This is a genomic window from Cytophagaceae bacterium (assembly GCA_016722655.1).
Taxonomy (GTDB): Bacteria; Bacteroidota; Bacteroidia; order Cytophagales; family Spirosomataceae; genus Leadbetterella.
The window spans coordinates 1,650,992-1,669,353 of sequence record JADKIR010000004.1 but is presented as its reverse complement, the minus strand read 5'-3'; the positions used below and the strand labels follow the sequence as shown (position 1 = coordinate 1,669,353).

Below are 18,362 nucleotides of genomic sequence, written 5' to 3'. Positions count from 1 at the left end.
ATTTTAAAAATAGCGGTCAATTGATCGCTATTTTTTTTTTGCTTTTTTCACTCTGTATGAAAATTTATACCCTAAGAAATAATCAGCCTCTCAAAATCCGGGCGACTGAATCCCTCTGATTTTTCGGAAAAGATCGAGAGCATAGACGTCTGTCATGCCTGAAATGAAGTCCACCACCTGGAGGAAATTATGATAGGTGTTTTCAGAAAGGGTAAATTGGTATTCTTCGGGTATCAACTTCCGGATTTTCTGAGAACGAGCTCCTTCGGGCATGGTAATGGCCCCAATGAAATCTTCCAAAAGGCCGTTGATTACATGATACCCCGCCAACTCTTTCTCAATAACAGAAGAATGATTATAAATTTTATCAAAAGAAAACCGGTCGATTTGTTTCAGCACTCCGATAGAATGTTCATCAATCAAATCAATCAGGGATTTATTGAGTTGACCGCTCAATAGCTCCGCCTCATGGGCAATGAATGCATCGGTGCATTTTTGGGTTAGCAGATTAATCAACATTGCCCTTAATAGGGAAAGTTTTCTGCCTTCATCGGCAATTTGTGGTAGCTTGCCAACAATATATGCTTTACTGGTGTCATGCTCAAACAAGGGCAGCAAAAGATTTTCGGCCTCCTGATAACTGATCACGTTGAGCCTGAATGCATCCTCCAGGTCAATAATCCGGTAGCAAATATCATCCGCAGCCTCCACCAAATATACAAACGGATGTCTTGAATAAACTTCCTTCCCGGCGTCTTCTTTTAGCAAACCCAGTTCCTGAACGATATTTCTGAAATGCTCAATTTCCGCATCAAAAAACCCGGATTTTTTGGTCTTCAATTGTTTTTTATCAAAACCCGAAACCGAATCTGATGGATATTTAATGATTGAAACCAGGGAAGTATAAGTAAGCTTTAAGCCCGATTGCAAAAAAATGTTGGTCAATATTCTGAAAGCATTGGCGTTACCTTCAAATTTTGTCAGATCATATTTTTGTCTTTCCTTAAAATCTACCGCACTATTGTCTTCAAAATATTTCTTAAAAAAAGCTCTGATGGCTTCCTCTCCGAAATGCCCGAAAGGCGGATTTCCAATGTCATGGGCCAGGCAGGCGGTTTGAATCACATCTGAAAGCTCAAATCTATAAAAATCGGCAACATTTTCCGTAAATAAACTTTTATGCATTTTTGCCAATTTCTCTCCTACTGCTTTTCCAAGCGAACGACCCACTGAGGCCACTTCGAGACTGTGCGTCAATCGGTTATGTACAAAAACTGCCCCGGGAAGGGGAAAGACCTGTGTTTTGTTTTGTAGTTTTCTAAACTGCGAACTAAACACCACCCTGTCATAATCACGCATATAATCTCCACGGATTTCATCCCGGGGAGTGGTGTTTTGAGCACCCAGACGTTTGTTGGAATAGAGGGTCTGCCAGTTCATCATGAGGGTTTGAAATATTTTTTCAGTACAAAAATAAGCCCAAAAACTGAAACTATTACCAATCCGAACACTATCACTTGAGCGGTAAGGTCACCTGTTGGGTTTTTAATGATTTCGCTAAATTCTCTGGCCTGAGTGCCGGTATAAATTGCTAAAAGTGTACGTGGGAGCATTCCGAGGAATCCTCCGAGAATAATATGTTTGATAGAAGCCCCCGAAACCGCAAAGGTGAGGTTAGTTAAGGCAAAGGGTAATACAGGAGAGAGCTTTGCAAAAAAAATGATTTTGAGCTCGTCCTTTTTTATGTTTTGTAAAAGGTTTTGCACTTTTTGGTGTTTTTGCAGATAGTTATCTACCCAGCTAAAATCCAGATATTTATACAAAACATAAACCAGATAGATGGCCCCGAAGTTGATAAAAAGCAAAAAAGGGATGGAAATAAACCCTAAAAAATATCCGAATATCACTGCCAGGAAGGTTGGAGGACTCAAAGCAATTGCGGAAGTAAAAGTGAAAAGTATTGTAATCAAAATCCATTGAACGCGACCAAAGCTTTGGATTAGCTCCTGATTATTTATCAAAAAATAACTTAAAACAGAAGTACTAAACAGCGGCAACACCGTAAAAGCCAGAAAACTGAGCATGGAAGAAATCGGGTATTTCATTTATTTCTGAACTTCAAAATTTCAGTTTAACAGGTTAAAATTAGTTTAGATAAAAAGCAATTAGAGGGGTTGCTAACGATACTTCAAGGTAAAATTTCTTAATTTTCTTAATGCCTTAATGCCCTTCATGTAAAAATTTTACTCCTATTTTTTTCTTAAACAATAAGATAGATTAAGATATGAAGAGCATTAAGATGGGATGCTAATGATTTTTCCAGGTAAAATTCCTTAATGTCCTTCATGTTTAAAATTAAACTCCAATTTTTCTTAACCTTAAAGAATACAGGACATTAATATTTTCCGGGAAATCTATTATGCATGCAAAGCTTTGTATTCCTGGTACACCGTCGCAATACCTTCTTTCAGATCAATAGTATGCTTCCAGCCCAAAGAATGAAGTTTATCTACGTTCATCAATTTTCTCGGGGTGCCATCAGGTTTATCGGTGTTCCAGTTGATTTGCCCTTCAAATCCTACTGTAGCTTTTATGGTCTCGGCTAATTCTTTTATGGTCACATCCACTCCTGTTCCGATATTCACAAACTCTTTTTGATCGTATGTTTTCATCAGATAAACACAGGCATCTGCCAGATCATTTGCATGTAAAAACTCCCGCATAGGTGAGCCCGTACCCCATAGTTCCACCGCAGGTTTACCTTCCATTTTTGCCTCATGAAATTTCCTGATCATAGCCGGCAAAACATGGCTGGTATTTAAGTCATAGTTATCATTTGGACCATAGAGGTTGGTAGGCATCACCGAAATAAAATTGCTGCCATACTGATCCCGATAAGCCTCACACATTTTTATACCGGCAATCTTTGCAATTGCATAGGGCTCATTGGTAGGCTCCAATAGTCCGGTCAAAAGATACTCCTCTTTCAAGGGTTGAGGAGCCATTTTTGGATAAATACATGATGACCCCAAAAACATCAGTTTCTTAACGCCATTGACATGAGAGGCATGAATAATATTGTTCTGAATCTGCAGATTTTCGTAGATAAACTGTCCGCGGTAGGTGTCGTTAGCGATGATACCTCCCACTTTGGCTGCAGCTAAAAATACGAAATCCGGCTTTTCATTTTCAAAAAAATCAAACACCGCCTTTTGGTCTCTGAGGTCAAGTTCTTTGGATGTTCTTTCTATTATATTTTCGTAACCTTCACTTTTTAGTTTGCGAACAATGGCCGATCCAACCATCCCCCGATGCCCGGCTACATATATTTTGTCGGATAATTCCAATTTTTTACTGAAATTTACGTTTTAAAAAATTAATTAAGAAATACAAAAGTACTACAGAAGGCCCGATAAATGAAAAGAATCGCCATCATATTGCTCCTCACATTTAGCCCATTACTCTTTACTTATGCTCAGGATGTGGTGCCAAAAGCCAAAACCAAAGCAGAGAAAAAAGCGGAAAGAAAAAACATGACTTTAGAGCAAAAAATAGAAAGTACTTTGCCGGTAGATGTTAATCTTCCAACGGCCAAAGGATCAGTAAAAGTTGGTGACCAGGAGATAAATTCTATAGCTGATGCCAAAAAGTTTTTGAATGAGACCCTGCCGAGTGTAAGTGAAAATGCCAAAAAGAAATCAAAAAAAGCTAAAAAGGAGATTGCCAAAGCTAAAGCAGCCATTTTTGATGGTAAATCTTATGAAAAAATAGCCATTGAAAAGAAAATTTGGAAAAGAGGATCCGGAGCAAGATTGGAATACAAAGAATTTTATCTGCTTAAAAATCATCAAAAACCAAATCCATATCTGAGAAGCTACACCTGGTTTGATAAAAAAACCAATAAAATAGTGGAAGCACTCACACGTGACACACGCACCAATGTGCTGCTTCATGGTCCTTACAAAGAATATCGAGGAGAAAACCTGATGGCCGAAGGATATTATTATCTGGGAGCAAAAGATGGTCGCTGGCTCACTTATGATAAAGATTTTAATCTGCTGGACAAGGTTTATTACAAAAGAGGTTTTTTGCAGGAAGCGGAAATATCTTATTTTGCCGACAGTGTAAAAATCAAAGAGATTTTGCCTAAGCAATATGGCAAGGTTGCGGGGAATTATTACAGGTTCTTTGAAGACGGCACACTGGCAGAAGAAGGCAAGTATGATGAAGGAAAAAAAATAGGGAAATGGATTGAGTATTACCCGGGCAACCGCCGCAAGAAAGAAACTCTTTTTACCAATGATCCATTTGTCGAGACCCAACCCGTAGTCCTTACCGAATTTGATGACAAAGGCAAAATAATCTACCAGGCACCTGCAGCGAAGAATTGAATGATTAAATTTTTTGTTGACGTAAATTTCGTTTTTTGAAACATTTAGATTTGAAGAAAATTAAGAAGGCAGAAACAGGAAATCTTAAAAATAACAATCCTTAATAATCTTAATATCTAAATGGACTTAATGGTTAATTTTTTTATTTTAAATATCATAAAAAACAGGCTATGAACTTTCAAATACTGTAAATGGTTTTGCCCTTGAGTTTATTCCCAATAAATTTGCTAAAAATAGTTTGAAACCAAAGAATATGAAAAAGATATTGCTACTTGTATTTATAAGCCTAAATGCTTTCGCTCAGGACATTACCGGAGTTTGGCGGGGGGAATTCCCAACGGTGATTGGTCAAATGCCCTTCAATCTGAAATTTGAAAAAAACAGTGGTAAGTTGATGGCTTATTCGCTCAATGCCGAAGAAAAAATTCCATTTGATGAAGCCCGCATTTCGGGGGATTCTTTATTTCTCAGAATGGAATTGTATGATGCTGAAATTCACGCCAAAATAGAAGGTGATAAAATGACGGGCTATTTCAAGAAAAAACCTTACAATGCACCGCTTCGTCAGGCCAATTTTGTGGCTCAGAAAAATGATTCAAGAAGATTCATAAACCCCTCCCCTTCTAAAAAGAATATTTCAGGAAAATATCTGGTGAAGTTTTTTGATGGAAAAAGCACCGACGAAGTTTTGGGAGTTTTTGAACAAAAAGGCACAGAAGTTACAGGCTCTATCCTCACTCCTACCGGTGATTACCGATTTTTGCAAGGAAATACCAGAAACGACAGCCTGCTACTTTCAGCTCTTGACGGCAATCATGTATATCTTTTTTCTGCCAAAATTAAAGGTGATAGCCTGGTGGGCGGACGTTTCTGCTCTTCGTTTACCGTAACCGAAGACTGGAATGCAGTGCTAGACCCCAAAGCCGAGCTGCCCGATGCAGAAAAACTCACTTACCTGAAACCCGGCTTTACTTCTGTTGATTTTTCTTTTAAAGATACCAAAGGAAATGTAGTTGCCTCGACCGACGAAAGATTTAAAAACAAGGTTTTGGTGCTGCAAATCATGGGTAGCTGGTGCCCCAACTGCATGGATGAGACCCAATTTATGACGCAGTTCTACAAAAAATACAACAAAAAAGGCTTTGAAGTGGTGGGTTTAAGCTTTGAAAGGACCGAAGACCCTGCAATTGCACATCCAAAAATCAACCGCATGGTGGAGCGTTTCAAAATCCAGTACCCGGTGGTATTGGCCGGAAAAACAACCGACAATGACCCCTCCAAAAAACTCCCGATGCTCAACAAAGTGATGGGTTTCCCGACTACTATCATTATCGACAAAAAAGGAGTTGTCAGGAAAATCCATACCGGCTTCAGCGGGCCGGGAACGGGCGTTTATTATGAGAAATACATTGCCGGGTTTGAGAATTTTATCAATAAACTAATCAAAGAATAGCAGCAGGTATTTCAGATTTTGTTGAAATCCTCCTGCCTTCTAAGCTAAATTATATTGTCCTTATTTGAAACCGCCTTTTGTACTGTTAAAACAAGTTTTTGAAACCTCAATTATTTGCTGTATTGGTTAAATAATCCCAGCCTTTTACCACATTGGGCTGAGCTTGACTAAAGTTATTGTACGGGGTATATGTAAATTTGATTCTTGGGGAATAAATCTGTATTTTTTCTTGATATTGACTTACACTTTGTATGGAGGTTATTATTGCATCTTCTAATTCTATTAGAAAATATTCCAACAATGGGTTATTTCCTTTGGTCATCCTGATTTCAATTTTATTAAATTCTGTACCTCTGAAAAATTCGGCTCCCACTGCAGGGCTTGATTTCTCTATTAAATTATAAAAAGTTATCAAACCCGGGCTGGATGGCTGACTTACTATCGGGCCAGCACCAAATGAATTTTGATTGACGACATTATAGATATTATAGGATAGATTTAAGATTTCTACCTGACCAGCATACCCCGAGACCACTGAACTACCAACTATATCGGGACCTGTGTATTTTAAAAAAATGCGACCTTGGGCAAATAATCCAAAGTTAATGATTGTCAAAAAGAATAAAATTAAATATTTTTTCATAAAAATTTGAATTTATCAGTCAACGCTATTAGTATCATAATTGAAATTGAAGTTTCCTGTGTCAATTAACACATTATAGTTATCACGCAAAGCAAACGACCTTTTAATTTTCTCAAAAGTAATGGTCATACTAAAAACCGGTGCACTTTCTTCTGAGGACTGCATAGAGATGCTTTTTATAAAAACATCAGTGAGTTCGGTTTTGATAAACTCATCCTGATTTAGTCCGTTGTTATACAGGCGGTCAGTATAGATTTTGATACTAGAAATGAGTTGCCTCTGCCACATTTTCTCCAGCAACAATGGCGTAGCCTTATCCAAAATGAAAGAAATTTCCATTTCTCTAATCAAATTAGGATTTCCAGGCTCCATGGTATTATTATTCTTAGCAATTGTGCGGCTTTCAATAAAGTCACTTGATAATATAGCAATGGTTTGTGCATTTGGAGCAGGTGTAAAAACACTTGCCCTATTTGGGTTGGTGACGTATTCGCCGGGTATTCCGTCCACATCCATAAACATTTCAAAATCCTGAGCTTGTATTTTAAACCCCGTCAGAATTACCAAAAATATCAGTTTGAAAATTTTTTTCATAAGAATTAAGTTTAATAATTTTTTATTAATGAGCTATTTTCTTTGCATTCAAAACACCTCTGTTAGCAGGAAGATCATAAGCTTCAGGATGAAGGTAATATCCCTTTTCGTCATCAGGTTTTTCCACTTCTGTTTTAATCCGGTTTTTTTCAGCATAAGCATCTTTTCGCACTCCGGTTACTTGCCAGCTGACCTCCACATTGGGCTTTTGGGTTTGAATTTTAAATTGATTCTTTTTTACTTTTTCCGCCACAATCGCCTGGCTAAAAGCACCTATTACGGTCAGCTGATACCGGAAATCCATATTCAAAGCTTCAAAGTAATCAGGCAATTTGATAGTTGCGTACCCTTTTGAGTCCGTTATAATGTTGCCATTATAGATATTCATCATGTCGGGGCTTTCTACAAAACTATGTAGGAGATATTTGTTCTCAGGATCCTGCGGATGATCGATTTTGAATGTCCCACTTCCTTTGCTTAGATTACCGCCTACGGTGAGATTACCAGACACAGCGGAAGAACCCGCTACATTCATGTTCCCTGTAATACTAACAGCAGAAGGAAACACCGAAAGGGTGTTCTGAACTTCCAGCAAGCCATTGAGTCTGGTTGAGCCATTTACATTGAGAGCATGACCTCCACCAGTATTAAAAGCGTCTATATATACCCCGTTGGGAAATCCACTGCTGCTGACCACCAATTTGGCGATATTTGAATTTGTAATACCTATCTGCACATTGGCAGTATCTGATGTTTCGGTCAAAATCGTACTTCCATTAACCTGAAAAAAGCGGCTTGGTGTAACGGTATTTATTCCTATGTATCCATTATTCAGAATACTTAATCTATCGCCGCCATTCACTTTAAAATTCATGAAATGAGGATTTACTGACTCAAATTGCAATCTGTCGTCAAATGTACTTATCCTTCCTACTTCTGTACCGGTCAATCCAATGCCATTTGACGGCTCGCTTCTCCTGAAAAATAAATCTGCACCACCGGAGGAGGTAGTTGAAATATTCCCATAAACAAACTGGGGGCTTTTAATGAGTAAATTACCGTTACTACTATTAGGCTGAATGGTAATTGACTGTGCCAGTAATTGGCCGGAAGTAATAATAAGGAATAGGGCTGTATATACTTTTCTCATATTTTTTCAATATTTTACTTTAAACAAATTGGGATAATTTTCTTTGAGCTTAGCTATTCTTCGACGAGAAACTATCACTTCCTTACCATTTGAAAGTCTAAACATCCAGTTTTTATCAATCAACATAGCGTTTTTGATTGATTTTACATTAATCAGGTCAGAGCGGTTCACCTTAATAAAATCGTCCAAACACAATTCCTCAAAGACTTTAATATTATATCCAGATATATAAGACTTCCCATTTTCAAGATGCAAAACGGTGTAATTGATGTCAGACCTAAAATGGCAGATTCTGGCTTCTTCCGAAACCTTAAGTATTTTTGGAGTTTTCATGGTAAATTAAGTTTTAGGCCAATCAGTAAGCTAATTAAGGAAAATCTTGATGTATTTTTTTTGCAAAAGTGATTTTGCAAAATCAAAAAACTTTTGCAAAATGATTTGCAAATCAATATATTTAAGACATTATCCTGAAAACTAAGAATTTACAATGCATTTACAGCTACAAAACCAGCTCTTTCTCACGGAGCTCAGAGAACAGTTTTTTCAAAAAATAATAGACAATTGGCAGGCATTAGGACTGGATATTTTTGGTGAACTTGAGTCTTTTGATGCCATAAAAAATAAGAATGGATTCCTCGAAACCCTGATACAGGGTATTGAGGCAGATATAAAATCAAAAGTCGGCAATCAAAGCTCCAGGTATCTTTTCAGTAAGGACTTTTTGAGAAGGTATATTTTTGAGCATAATCTTAAGTCGGTACGAATTCAATCCCACACCCGCACTGCTATTGTTTTGTTTTTGGGATATGATAGCTGGGAAGATTTTTTGGAACAAAATAAAGATCTTGAAAACTCCAATGTACAGGTCAATTATTTCAATGTTTCAGAAAGCTTGCTTCCGTCACTACGAAATACCGAAATCGTTCAGATAAATGAACCTACCTATTTAAAATTTAAGGTGATTTCATCATTAAAAAAGAGATACAAAATTGCCGGACTTATTCTGGGTTTTATTTTGCTCATTTGGGGTGCAAAATATTGGTGGACCAACCTACCATTTTCAGAAAGAGCATTGGAAACTATCGAATTTAGAGTGATCAAGACTGTGGGTCAATATCCGCAATCAGTTCGTATTGCGTATGATATTTCCAAATTACGAAATGTCAAAAAAGTAGAAGTTGAATTAGGTGTTGGAAAAATCCTTTCTTTAAGCTCCAACCAATCCTATTTTTTTTCATCTTCAAAAACCAAAGACACGATTTCACAAACATACTTTTATCCGGGAATCTACCGGCTTAAACTCATTGTCAACGATCAGATTATCAAAACTATTTATCATACGGTATTTTCCAAACCCAACCATTGGGTAGCATGGGGTTATGGAATCTTCAATGACAACAACTGGATAACCAATATATCTGAAGAGAAAAATTATTTCCAAAACGGCAGTTTTCATTTCAATCCGGCTGACCTTCCTGATGAAATCAAAGATGAAAACGATATCCGGAATACGGTGGCAGTTTTGACTCAAATTTTCCCGGTCACTTTAGACAGCTTAATGTTTGAAGCCAGAATCAAAAACCCGGAAGCCAGTGGTGGCGAAACCTGCTATGACATGAGTTTTAACATTTTTGATGAAGAATTCAATATTTTAGAAAGCAATTTTGTAATGAAAGGTTGTACCGACTATGCCAAGTTGGTCATTGGCAAAACTATTTTCAGAAGACCCCATGCACCCACTAGTTTAGATGTTGATCTGGACTTATTTGGCATAGATCAAAACCAATGGAATGATATAAAAATAATAACCAAAACTGGAAAAATATCTGTTTTTGTCAATGAAAATCAGGTTTTCTCAGGAAAGTATAATCCCATATTAAGTGGCAAAAAAATAACGGATATCAGATACATGACCAAAGGAACCGGATGGCTAGACAGGGTTAAAGTTTCAAATTCCTACACAAAGAATGTCATCTACGAAACCGATTTTTGAATACAGATTGCCCTTTTTTATCTTCTTTTAATACAGTTTTACCAAAAAATAATATTAGTATGCTTGCATAACATTATTTTTCTTTTTTAATTTGCAAAATGGTATGCTTGCATACTGTTAATTCATCTTTTAAATTTCGTACAAAAAATGTCAACCGTAGCTGAAAAATCATCCCTTAAAGGTGGCGAATTCTTAATCAAAGAAACCACTGCTGATCAGGTATTTGTGAGAGAAGAATTTAACGAGGAGCAGCAAATGATAGCCGATACCTGCCGTGATTTTCTTCGAACTGAAGTACATCCGATTTTGTATGAAATAGATCATGCCAAGTCACCCGATTTGATTTCATCATTGATGGACAAGGCCGGAGAACTTGGTTTATTGGGAACGGCAGTTCCGGAAGCTTACGGTGGTTTTGGGATGAATTTCAATACTTCTATGTTGGTTGCAGAAGTTTTGGGTGCGGGTTATTCATTTTCTGTGGCTCAGTCGGCACATACGGGAATCGGCACGCTACCCATTTTATATTATGGAAACGAAGAACAAAAACAAAAATATCTTCCCAACCTGGCTTCTGGTGTTTGGAAAGCCGCTTATTGCTTAACCGAACCTGATTCCGGTTCTGACGCCAACAGTGGTAAAACCAAAGCCGAACTCACTGCCGACGGTAAATTCTATAAAATCACTGGTCAGAAAATGTGGATCACCAATGGTGGCTTTGCTGATGTTTTTATAGTTTTTGCAAAAATCGAAGACGACAAAAACCTTACAGCATTTATTGTTGAAAAATCTCATGGAGGCATCACAATGAATGAACCTGAGCATAAAATGGGAATAAAAGGCTCAGATACCCGTCAGATTTTCTTCAACGACTGCATGGTTCCTGTTGAAAATATGCTTTCTGACAGAGAAAATGGTTTCAAAATAGCGGTTAATATCCTGAATATTGGTCGTATTAAATTGGGAATCGCAGCCATTGGCGGATCAAAAGGTGTGTTGAATCACGCCGTAAACTATGCCAACGAACGCAAACAATTTGGTATTTCTATTGGTAGATTCGGTGCTATTAAACATAAACTGGGACAAATGGCCATAAAAATATGGGCATCGGAGTCAGCTTGTTATCGTGCGGGACAAAATATTGATGATCTGATTGATACCTTTATTTCGGAAGGAATGACTGATGCCAAGGCTAAGCTCAAAGCTCTGGAACAATACGCTATCGAATGTGCAATTTTGAAAGTTCATGGCTCTGAGGCCCTTGATCTGGTAACTGATGAGGGTGTTCAGATTTACGGTGGAATGGGCTATTCGGCCGATGCCCCAATGGATCGTGCTTACCGAGATTCCAGAATCAACAGGATATTTGAAGGCACCAACGAAATCAACAGACTTTTGATACTCGACATGTATCTTAAGCGTGCCATGAAAGGTGAACTCGACCTTTTGGGACCGGCCACGTCTGTAGGAAAAGAGATTCTTTCAATTCCTGATTTCAGTCTTAATGATGATGATGTGGTTTTTGCAGCTGAGAAAAAAGTATTGAAAAATCTTAAAAAAGCTGCTTTGATGATCGCCGGAGCTGCCGTTCAGAAATTTATGATGAAGCTGTCGCATGAGCAGGAAATCCTGATGCATACTGCAGACATGATAATTGAAATATATGTTGCCGAATCGGCACTTTTGAGAGCGGAGAAACTTATTGCCATGAAAGGAGAATCGGCCGTTGCTCTTCAGAAAGAGATGGCTGTGGTAAATCTTCACGATGCTGTTGCAATTTGTCAGGCATCGGGAAGAGAGGCCATTCAGGCCTTTGCTGAAGGTGATGAGTTGAGGGTTATGTTGATGGGTCTGAAAAGGTTTACAAAAATAGACCCTATCAATACCAAAGATGCCCGTCGCAGAATAGCTGATGCAATGCTCAATGAGAGTAAATACGTTTTTTAAATATCCCTTTTCGGGAAATTATTGAAGATTTTGGCTTAGAATCAACAATTAAAAATCAACAAACCGGCTTCATATATTTTGAGGTCGGTTTTTTTGTGCTTCTTGGATAATACTCTTTAAACACAAAAAAAGGCCGATTCGTATTGAATCAGCCCTTGAAGAATTGTTTTTGAGAATATTATTAAACTTTCTCAACTTGCAAATAACCCAGTTCTACAGGGGTACTTCTGCCAAATATTTTTACACTTACACTGAGTTTTTTCTTGTCTTCATACACTACTTCAACGTTGCCTTCAAAGCCATTAAATGGTCCGTCAACCACTTTTACAGATTCACCAACAACAAATGAAACAGCCGAATCGATTGATTCTTCAGAAATTTCATCCTGTACGCCCAAAATACGATTTACTTCAGACTGACGTAATGGCTCAGGCTCAATAGATGCTCCACCGTTTTTTCCTAAAAACCCAATTACGCCGGGAATACTTTTGATAAGGTGTAATACTTCACCATTATTAAGATCTGCATTCACTAGGATATATCCAGGAAAATAATTTTTTTCACGAACCGTTTTCTTTCCGTTTTTAACAGTTACTATTTTCTCCGATGGAATAAGAATCTCAGGAATAAAGTCAGTTAATTTTCTTCTAACTGCCTCATTCTCAATATAATTCTTGATTTTTTTTTCTTGTTGTGATACAGCTCTTACCACATACCAGTTAAACTCGCTCATATTTTGTGAGTGATTAATTAGATGGATTTGAATAATAGTACCAAGCCATTATCAATTAAAAAATCTATACTACCTACTACCAAAGCAAAAATGATAGAAGCAATAAGAACAAGTGTGGCACTACCTTGTAACTCATTCATTTTTGGCCAATGTACCTCTTTGGTTACTTCGTGCCAAGACTCTTTAACAAATTGAACAATTTTATTCATAATTGCGTATTTCTTTAATCCCAAAAAAAATGGTTTAAAATGCACAGGTACTAGGACTCGAACCCAGACCGACGGTTTTGGAGACCGCAGTTCTACCTTTAAACTATACCTGTGTGTGCTTTATCGGGCTGCAAATTTAGCTTATTTTTTTTGTCCTTACAATTTAAACTTTGATTTTTTCTTTATTTATGGTCCTAATAGTGAAAAATAAACTTACTAAAGTGAGAATGGCAGCCAACAAAAATGGTGCACCGGGAAAATATAAATGAGTTTCCTCTTTTGTAAAATGCCGGAACAGTCCAAGCATCAATGGCTGACCAATAATAGTGGCAACACTCATAAGGCTGGTTAATCCACCTTGAAGTTCACCTTGCTCATTTACAGCAACATGACTTGAGATAATACCTTGAAATGCCGGGCCGGCAAGTCCGCCAAAAGCAAATGGAACCATAATGGCGTACATCATCCAGGAATTTGTCGCAAAAGCAAAGCCTAGTTGACCTATCGCATTGATAACCAACCCATAATACAAAGATTTCTCCTGTCCAAATTTGGGAATAATAACTCTGATTAGCCCCCCCTGAACGATAGCAACCATCAAACCCACAAAACCCAGCGAAAGTCCCACTTCCATTTTAGTCCAACCAAACTTTTCTATTGTATAAAATGACCAGGTACCTTCGGTGGCGAAACGGGCGATATTCACCAAAAACAAGGATAATACTAAAGCAAATACATAAGGAAATTTCTTCAGGTTCATTAAACTACCCACAGGATTTGCCCTCTTGATATCAAATTTCCTTCTGTTTTCTTTTTTTAGAGATTCAGGCAAAATAAAATACCCATACAACCAGTTAAGCAAAGTCAAACCAGCAGAAACCCAAAATGGTATTCTGTTGCCGTATTCACCAAGTATCCCTCCCAGCGACGGGCCTATTATAAAGCCAATTCCAAATGCCGCCCCTATCATTCCAAAGCTCTGAGCTCGCTTTTCGGGTTCAGTGATATCTGCAATGTAGGCATTTGCAGTACTAAAGCTCGCTCCGGCAATACCTGCAAGAGTCCTGCCGACAAAAAGCCAAACGATACTTGGAGCCAAAGCCAGAAACACATAGTCAAGCCCAAAAGCAAAAAGTGAAAATAACAAAACAGGCCTTCTGCCAAACTGATCACTTAATCCACCAATGATCGGAGAAAAAATAAACTGCATAAGTGCATATAAAAATACCAGATAAGCCGAATATTGTGAAGCCTCACTCACAGACCCACCGGTGAGCTCCTGATAAAGACTTGGCATTATTGGTATGATTATTCCGATTCCAATAACGTCAATTAGTACGGTTATGAGAATAAAGAAAATTCCTTTTTGATCTTTCACTTTTATACTTTTTGAGAACAATTTACTCTTCCGATATTACAAAATTATGCTAAAACGACTCATTTTGGATATGAAGATAGGGCTAAACATAAAAAAAGCACTCCTTTCGAAGTGCTTTTTTTTATAGAAAAATGATCTATTACTCGATGATTTCAGTTACCTGACCAGCACCTACTGTACGACCACCTTCACGAATCGCAAAACGAAGACCTTTGTCCATCGCAATAGCGTTGATCAAGTTTACAGTAATAGTGATGTTATCACCAGGCATTACCATCTCTACGTTTTCAGGAAGGAAAATCTCACCTGTAACGTCTGTGGTTCTGAAATAGAACTGAGGACGGTATTTGTTAAAGAATGGAGTGTGACGACCACCTTCTTCTTTTGAAAGAACGTAAACCTCAGCTTTGAATTTAGTGTGAGGTTTCACAGAACCTGGCTTACAAATAACCATACCACGACGGATTTGGTCTTTGTCAATACCTCTCAATAGAAGACCTACGTTGTCACCAGCTTCACCTCTGTCAAGGATTTTACGGAACATCTCAACACCAGTAACAACTGATTTAAGACCTTCAGCACCCATACCAAGGATATCAACTGACTCACCAGAGTTGATGATACCAGTTTCAATACGACCGGTAGCAACAGTACCACGACCAGTGATCGAGAATACGTCTTCTACAGGCATAAGGAATGGCTTGTCAGTAGCACGAGCAGGAAGTGGAATCCAGTTATCAACTGCATCCATCAACTCTTCGATTTTAGCTACCCACTCAGGCTCTCCATTCAAACCACCCAAAGCAGAACCTTGAATAACCGGAATGTTATCACCGTCAAATTTATAGAATGACAATAGCTCTCTGATTTCCATTTCTACTAGTTCAAGTAGTTCGGGATCATCAACTAAGTCAACTTTGTTCATAAATACAACCAACTGAGGAACACCTACCTGACGAGCAAGAAGGATGTGCTCACGAGTTTGTGGCATAGGACCGTCAGTAGCAGCTACCACGATTATCGCACCGTCCATTTGGGCAGCACCAGTAACCATGTTTTTAACGTAGTCAGCGTGACCTGGACAGTCAACGTGTGCATAGTGACGATTGTCTGTCTGATACTCAACGTGAGAAGTATTAATGGTGATACCACGCTCTTTCTCTTCAGGAGCATTGTCAATAGACGAGAAGTCTCTAACAGCTGCAAGACCTTTTTTCGCCAAAACTGTAGTGATGGCGGCTGTCAATGTAGTTTTACCGTGGTCAACGTGACCTATAGTACCAATATTTACGTGAGGTTTACTACGGTCAAAATTCTCTTTTGCCATTTTATTTAATAGAATTTATTTTGTTCAAAATTATTTTCAGAAAAAAATGAGTAATTAGAAATCCTGATTACCCGGGCGATTCCTACATTTAAACTCTAATAGAGCCTTTGAGCAGGATTGAACTGCCGACCTCTTCCTTACCAAGGAAGTGCTCTACCACTGAGCTACAAAGGCTTTATGGAATCAAGAGCGGGAGACGGGGCTCGAACCCGCCACCTATAGCTTGGAAGGCTATCGCTCTACCAAATGAGCTACTCCCGCTAGTACTTTTTTTGTGGGGGCGGATGGATTCGAACCACCGTAAGCGTAAGCTAGCAGATTTACAGTCTGCCCCATTTGGCCACTCTGGTACACCCCCAAAATTTTATCAAAGAACGTCCCTTTCTCAAAAGGAGTTGCAAAAGTAGAAGGTTTTTTTGAATTTGTCAATTTTAATTTCAAAAATTCTCTCATTTTTTTTGTCTGGTTCTATTTTCATCAAGAAAAATGAGTTTTTTCGATTCTAAAATAATAAAAACGCTGCATCCCTATTTGAAAGAGATGCAGCATAAATTTAAAAATTAAAATATCAGAATCTTAACCCAACACTGAAAGCTTGAGTATCCAGACTATTGACCTGATTTTCTTTGAATAATTTATTTAGATCATACCTTCCAAAAAGTGTAAGTCCGTTTTTCTTTCCGATTTCAGCGGTAAGTCCATAAATAAAATCATTGAAACCAAAATCGTCCTGCACTTTGTTTTTCCCTCCGCTGGTGTATTTTTCTTTTGTATAGCCTCCAACCCTGTAACCGGCATAACCTCCAAATCCAATTTTGAATTTTTCTTCTTTAAAGCCAAAATTAAACATCACAGGAAAGTTTAAATAAGGCATTACTAATTTTGACTTTTCGGTTTCTTTAGTGTTTTTTACAAATACTACCTGATTGTTCTTCATATCAGCGATATTGCTGTTTTTGAACATAAAATTGTACCATGCAATCTCTGGACCATAGCTTAGAGCCCAATCTACTTTTTCGCCTCTTACAAGTGTAGCATTTTTTCTAAAAGACAGTGCCACATATCTGGAAGATAAATTCCTTAATCCCATAAGCCTTTCAGGACTTTCTGAGGTGTATTTTGTGAAATTATTTAATCCAACATATAAACCAAAATCACTTTTTGCGAAAAACTTCTTGGGTTTTTTAGGTTCATCTGGTTTTTCATCATGTTTTCTTTTGTAAGCTTTTTCAGAAGAGTAGTCTTCATCAAATGTCCTTATTTCATCATTTTCAGAATCTTTTTTGTCATTTATTAAAGTATCTTTTTTTGAAACCATTTCCTTGGTTACTATTTTAATTTTTTGACCTTCTCTGGAGATTACCAAAAGTGTATCATTTGTGGCTTTACCTTTAGAAATAAGGACAATAGCTTTTTCTCTTTCTGAGGAATCAACCCCAAGAGTTTTTAATACATTGTCGAGATTAAGCGACTTTGGAAATTCAAAAGTTTTTTTGTCGTTGGTTATAACCTTAACCTTACTTTTTGCGGTCTTGTCGTCAAACTCAATAATAGTGGTGTCTTTGGGCACGAATGCAAAACTTGCCTTAAAACCCAGAATTGCTGCTATAAAAATTAACTTTTTCATATTTTGTAAATAATTTAAATCTTGTATTTGTTTGTATAATTTGCCGGCCAGACAATATTTTTTTGAGAAAAATTTGATGTTAAGAAATTAATATAAAAAATCTATTTACTACTAAGAAAAGTTTTAATACGAGTATATCTTTCTTTAAACTCTCTTGTTTCAGATGCAATAAATCCATCTTCGTCTTTTGACCACTCTTCTAATGGCCTGATTCCTAATTTATTAAAATCAACTTTCTCTCCTTTTTTAATGTTTTTAACTTCTTCAGCCATTCTCACAAAGAGTGATTTATCATCGGTAAAATACCCCTGTTCTTGAGTTACGGTCTGAGTTTTGGGTGCCTGGATAGCTTGTGCTATCGTTTCAGGATTAATACTTAAAAGTGGGCTTAAAATCACCAATGTTTCGAAATTTTCTTTTTCAGATATATTCAAATCTGTTTTTGTGATGGCATTTTGAGAATCCATTATTCTGGCAATTGGCATTTCTTGAGTCGCACTTCCTGTATTCGCATTTATTGGGTCAGACGTTGATTCAGATTGGAAAATATTTTTTGAAATTTTCTTCTCTGTTAAAAAATGCTTTTGACCAAAAACCGAATTGTCACTAATTTTCTCTTTGAACAAACCAGATTTAGCTTCTTCTATATTACTAAGCTGAGACTTTTCGATTTCACTATTAAATACCGAAGTACTTGAGGCGACTGTATCCTGTTTTTTATTGGTTTTCAGAAAAAGACTTAAAGTAATCACCCCAAACAAACTCAATGATGCTGCCATACCAAAATAAAACCACCCTTTGCGTTTCCGGTTGTTTTTTTGAGCTAATCTGCTTTCAAACAGTTTATTGGCTCTTTCTGAAGGGCTAATTTCCAGATTTTTTAAACTTTTTTCGAACAACTCATCTATTTTTTCCAT

The 18,362-nt window shown here is 37.4% G+C and carries 17 protein-coding genes and 4 tRNA genes; 4 read left to right on the top strand and 17 right to left on the bottom strand.

Annotation, left to right across the window (positions count from 1 at the left end):
- Positions 1–90 precede the first annotated feature (90 nt).
- From IPP61_07720 to IPP61_07710, 3 genes are all read right to left on the bottom strand, one after another.
- Positions 91–1,440, bottom strand: a complete 1,350-nt coding sequence (locus tag IPP61_07720) for a deoxyguanosinetriphosphate triphosphohydrolase (GenBank protein MBL0325051.1) — start codon at positions 1,438–1,440, stop codon at positions 91–93.
- Complete coding sequence (locus IPP61_07715; GenBank protein ID MBL0325050.1) at positions 1,440–2,105, bottom strand: VTT domain-containing protein; 666 nt, start codon at positions 2,103–2,105, stop codon at positions 1,440–1,442. Before IPP61_07715 ends, IPP61_07720 begins: the two co-directional genes overlap by 1 nt.
- Before the next feature lie 312 nt (positions 2,106–2,417).
- Entirely contained in the window at positions 2,418–3,347 is a 930-nt protein-coding gene (locus tag IPP61_07710; GenBank protein MBL0325049.1) for a GDP-L-fucose synthase, read from the bottom strand.
- Between the two features lie 69 nt (positions 3,348–3,416).
- Between IPP61_07710 and IPP61_07705 the strand changes: the two genes are divergently transcribed.
- Together IPP61_07705 and IPP61_07700 are read left to right on the top strand one after the other, a co-directional pair.
- Positions 3,417–4,391, top strand: a complete 975-nt coding sequence (locus IPP61_07705; protein ID MBL0325048.1) for a hypothetical protein — start codon at positions 3,417–3,419, stop codon at positions 4,389–4,391.
- A 253-nt stretch (positions 4,392–4,644) separates the two neighbouring features.
- On the top strand, positions 4,645–5,844 hold the full coding sequence (locus IPP61_07700; GenBank protein MBL0325047.1) for a TlpA family protein disulfide reductase: 1,200 nt from the start codon (positions 4,645–4,647) through the stop codon (positions 5,842–5,844).
- Positions 5,845–5,950: 106 nt separating this feature from the next.
- Here the strand turns inward: IPP61_07700 and IPP61_07695 are convergent, their stop codons facing one another.
- The 4 genes from IPP61_07695 to IPP61_07680 are packed head-to-tail and all read right to left on the bottom strand — an operon-like array spanning position 5,951 to position 8,564.
- Entirely contained in the window at positions 5,951–6,487 is a 537-nt protein-coding gene (locus IPP61_07695) for a type VI secretion system tube protein Hcp (GenBank protein MBL0325046.1), read from the bottom strand.
- 15 nt (positions 6,488–6,502) lie between these two features.
- On the bottom strand, positions 6,503–7,081 hold the full coding sequence (locus IPP61_07690) for a type VI secretion system tube protein Hcp (protein ID MBL0325045.1): 579 nt from the start codon (positions 7,079–7,081) through the stop codon (positions 6,503–6,505).
- 25 nt (positions 7,082–7,106) lie between these two features.
- Positions 7,107–8,231 (bottom strand): hypothetical protein, encoded by a 1,125-nt coding sequence (locus IPP61_07685; GenBank protein ID MBL0325044.1) that lies wholly within the window; start codon positions 8,229–8,231, stop codon positions 7,107–7,109.
- Positions 8,232–8,237: 6 nt separating this feature from the next.
- Entirely contained in the window at positions 8,238–8,564 is a 327-nt protein-coding gene (locus IPP61_07680; protein MBL0325043.1) for a LytTR family transcriptional regulator, read from the bottom strand.
- 154 nt (positions 8,565–8,718) lie between these two features.
- Between IPP61_07680 and IPP61_07675 the strand changes: the two genes are divergently transcribed.
- Together IPP61_07675 and IPP61_07670 are read left to right on the top strand one after the other, a co-directional pair.
- The gene (locus IPP61_07675) at positions 8,719–10,224 is read left to right on the top strand and encodes a hypothetical protein (protein ID MBL0325042.1); all 1,506 of its coding nucleotides are present in this window, start codon (positions 8,719–8,721) and stop codon (positions 10,222–10,224) included.
- Between the two features lie 147 nt (positions 10,225–10,371).
- Positions 10,372–12,171: an acyl-CoA dehydrogenase family protein gene (locus tag IPP61_07670; GenBank protein ID MBL0325041.1), complete on the top strand. Its 1,800-nt coding sequence runs from the start codon at positions 10,372–10,374 to the stop codon at positions 12,169–12,171.
- A 181-nt stretch (positions 12,172–12,352) separates the two neighbouring features.
- Here IPP61_07670 and nusG read toward each other — a convergent pair whose 3' ends face one another.
- The 10 genes from nusG to IPP61_07620 all read right to left on the bottom strand — a co-directional run bounded on the left by nusG (position 12,353) and on the right by IPP61_07620 (position 18,362).
- Positions 12,353–12,904 carry a transcription termination/antitermination factor NusG gene (gene nusG / locus IPP61_07665; protein ID MBL0325040.1) on the bottom strand — a complete coding sequence of 184 codons (552 nt, stop codon included), beginning with the start codon at positions 12,902–12,904 and terminating at the stop codon, positions 12,353–12,355.
- A gap of 17 nt (positions 12,905–12,921) precedes the next feature.
- Positions 12,922–13,113, bottom strand: coding sequence for a preprotein translocase subunit SecE (gene secE / locus IPP61_07660; protein ID MBL0325039.1), 192 nt, complete (start codon positions 13,111–13,113; stop codon positions 12,922–12,924).
- A 42-nt stretch (positions 13,114–13,155) separates the two neighbouring features.
- Positions 13,156–13,226 (bottom strand) — tRNA-Trp (locus IPP61_07655).
- Between the two features lie 50 nt (positions 13,227–13,276).
- On the bottom strand, positions 13,277–14,491 hold the full coding sequence (locus tag IPP61_07650) for a TCR/Tet family MFS transporter (GenBank protein ID MBL0325038.1): 1,215 nt from the start codon (positions 14,489–14,491) through the stop codon (positions 13,277–13,279).
- 139 nt (positions 14,492–14,630) lie between these two features.
- Positions 14,631–15,818: an elongation factor Tu gene (gene tuf, locus IPP61_07645; protein MBL0325037.1), complete on the bottom strand. Its 1,188-nt coding sequence runs from the start codon at positions 15,816–15,818 to the stop codon at positions 14,631–14,633.
- Positions 15,819–15,920: 102 nt separating this feature from the next.
- Positions 15,921–15,992 (bottom strand) — tRNA-Thr (locus IPP61_07640).
- A gap of 14 nt (positions 15,993–16,006) precedes the next feature.
- Positions 16,007–16,079: transfer RNA gene (locus IPP61_07635), tRNA-Gly, on the bottom strand.
- A 14-nt stretch (positions 16,080–16,093) separates the two neighbouring features.
- Positions 16,094–16,176: transfer RNA gene (locus tag IPP61_07630), tRNA-Tyr, on the bottom strand.
- 210 nt (positions 16,177–16,386) lie between these two features.
- Positions 16,387–17,445, bottom strand: a complete 1,059-nt coding sequence (locus IPP61_07625; protein MBL0325036.1) for an outer membrane beta-barrel protein — start codon at positions 17,443–17,445, stop codon at positions 16,387–16,389.
- A gap of 101 nt (positions 17,446–17,546) precedes the next feature.
- Positions 17,547–18,362 carry a hypothetical protein gene (locus tag IPP61_07620; GenBank protein ID MBL0325035.1) on the bottom strand — a complete coding sequence of 272 codons (816 nt, stop codon included), beginning with the start codon at positions 18,360–18,362 and terminating at the stop codon, positions 17,547–17,549.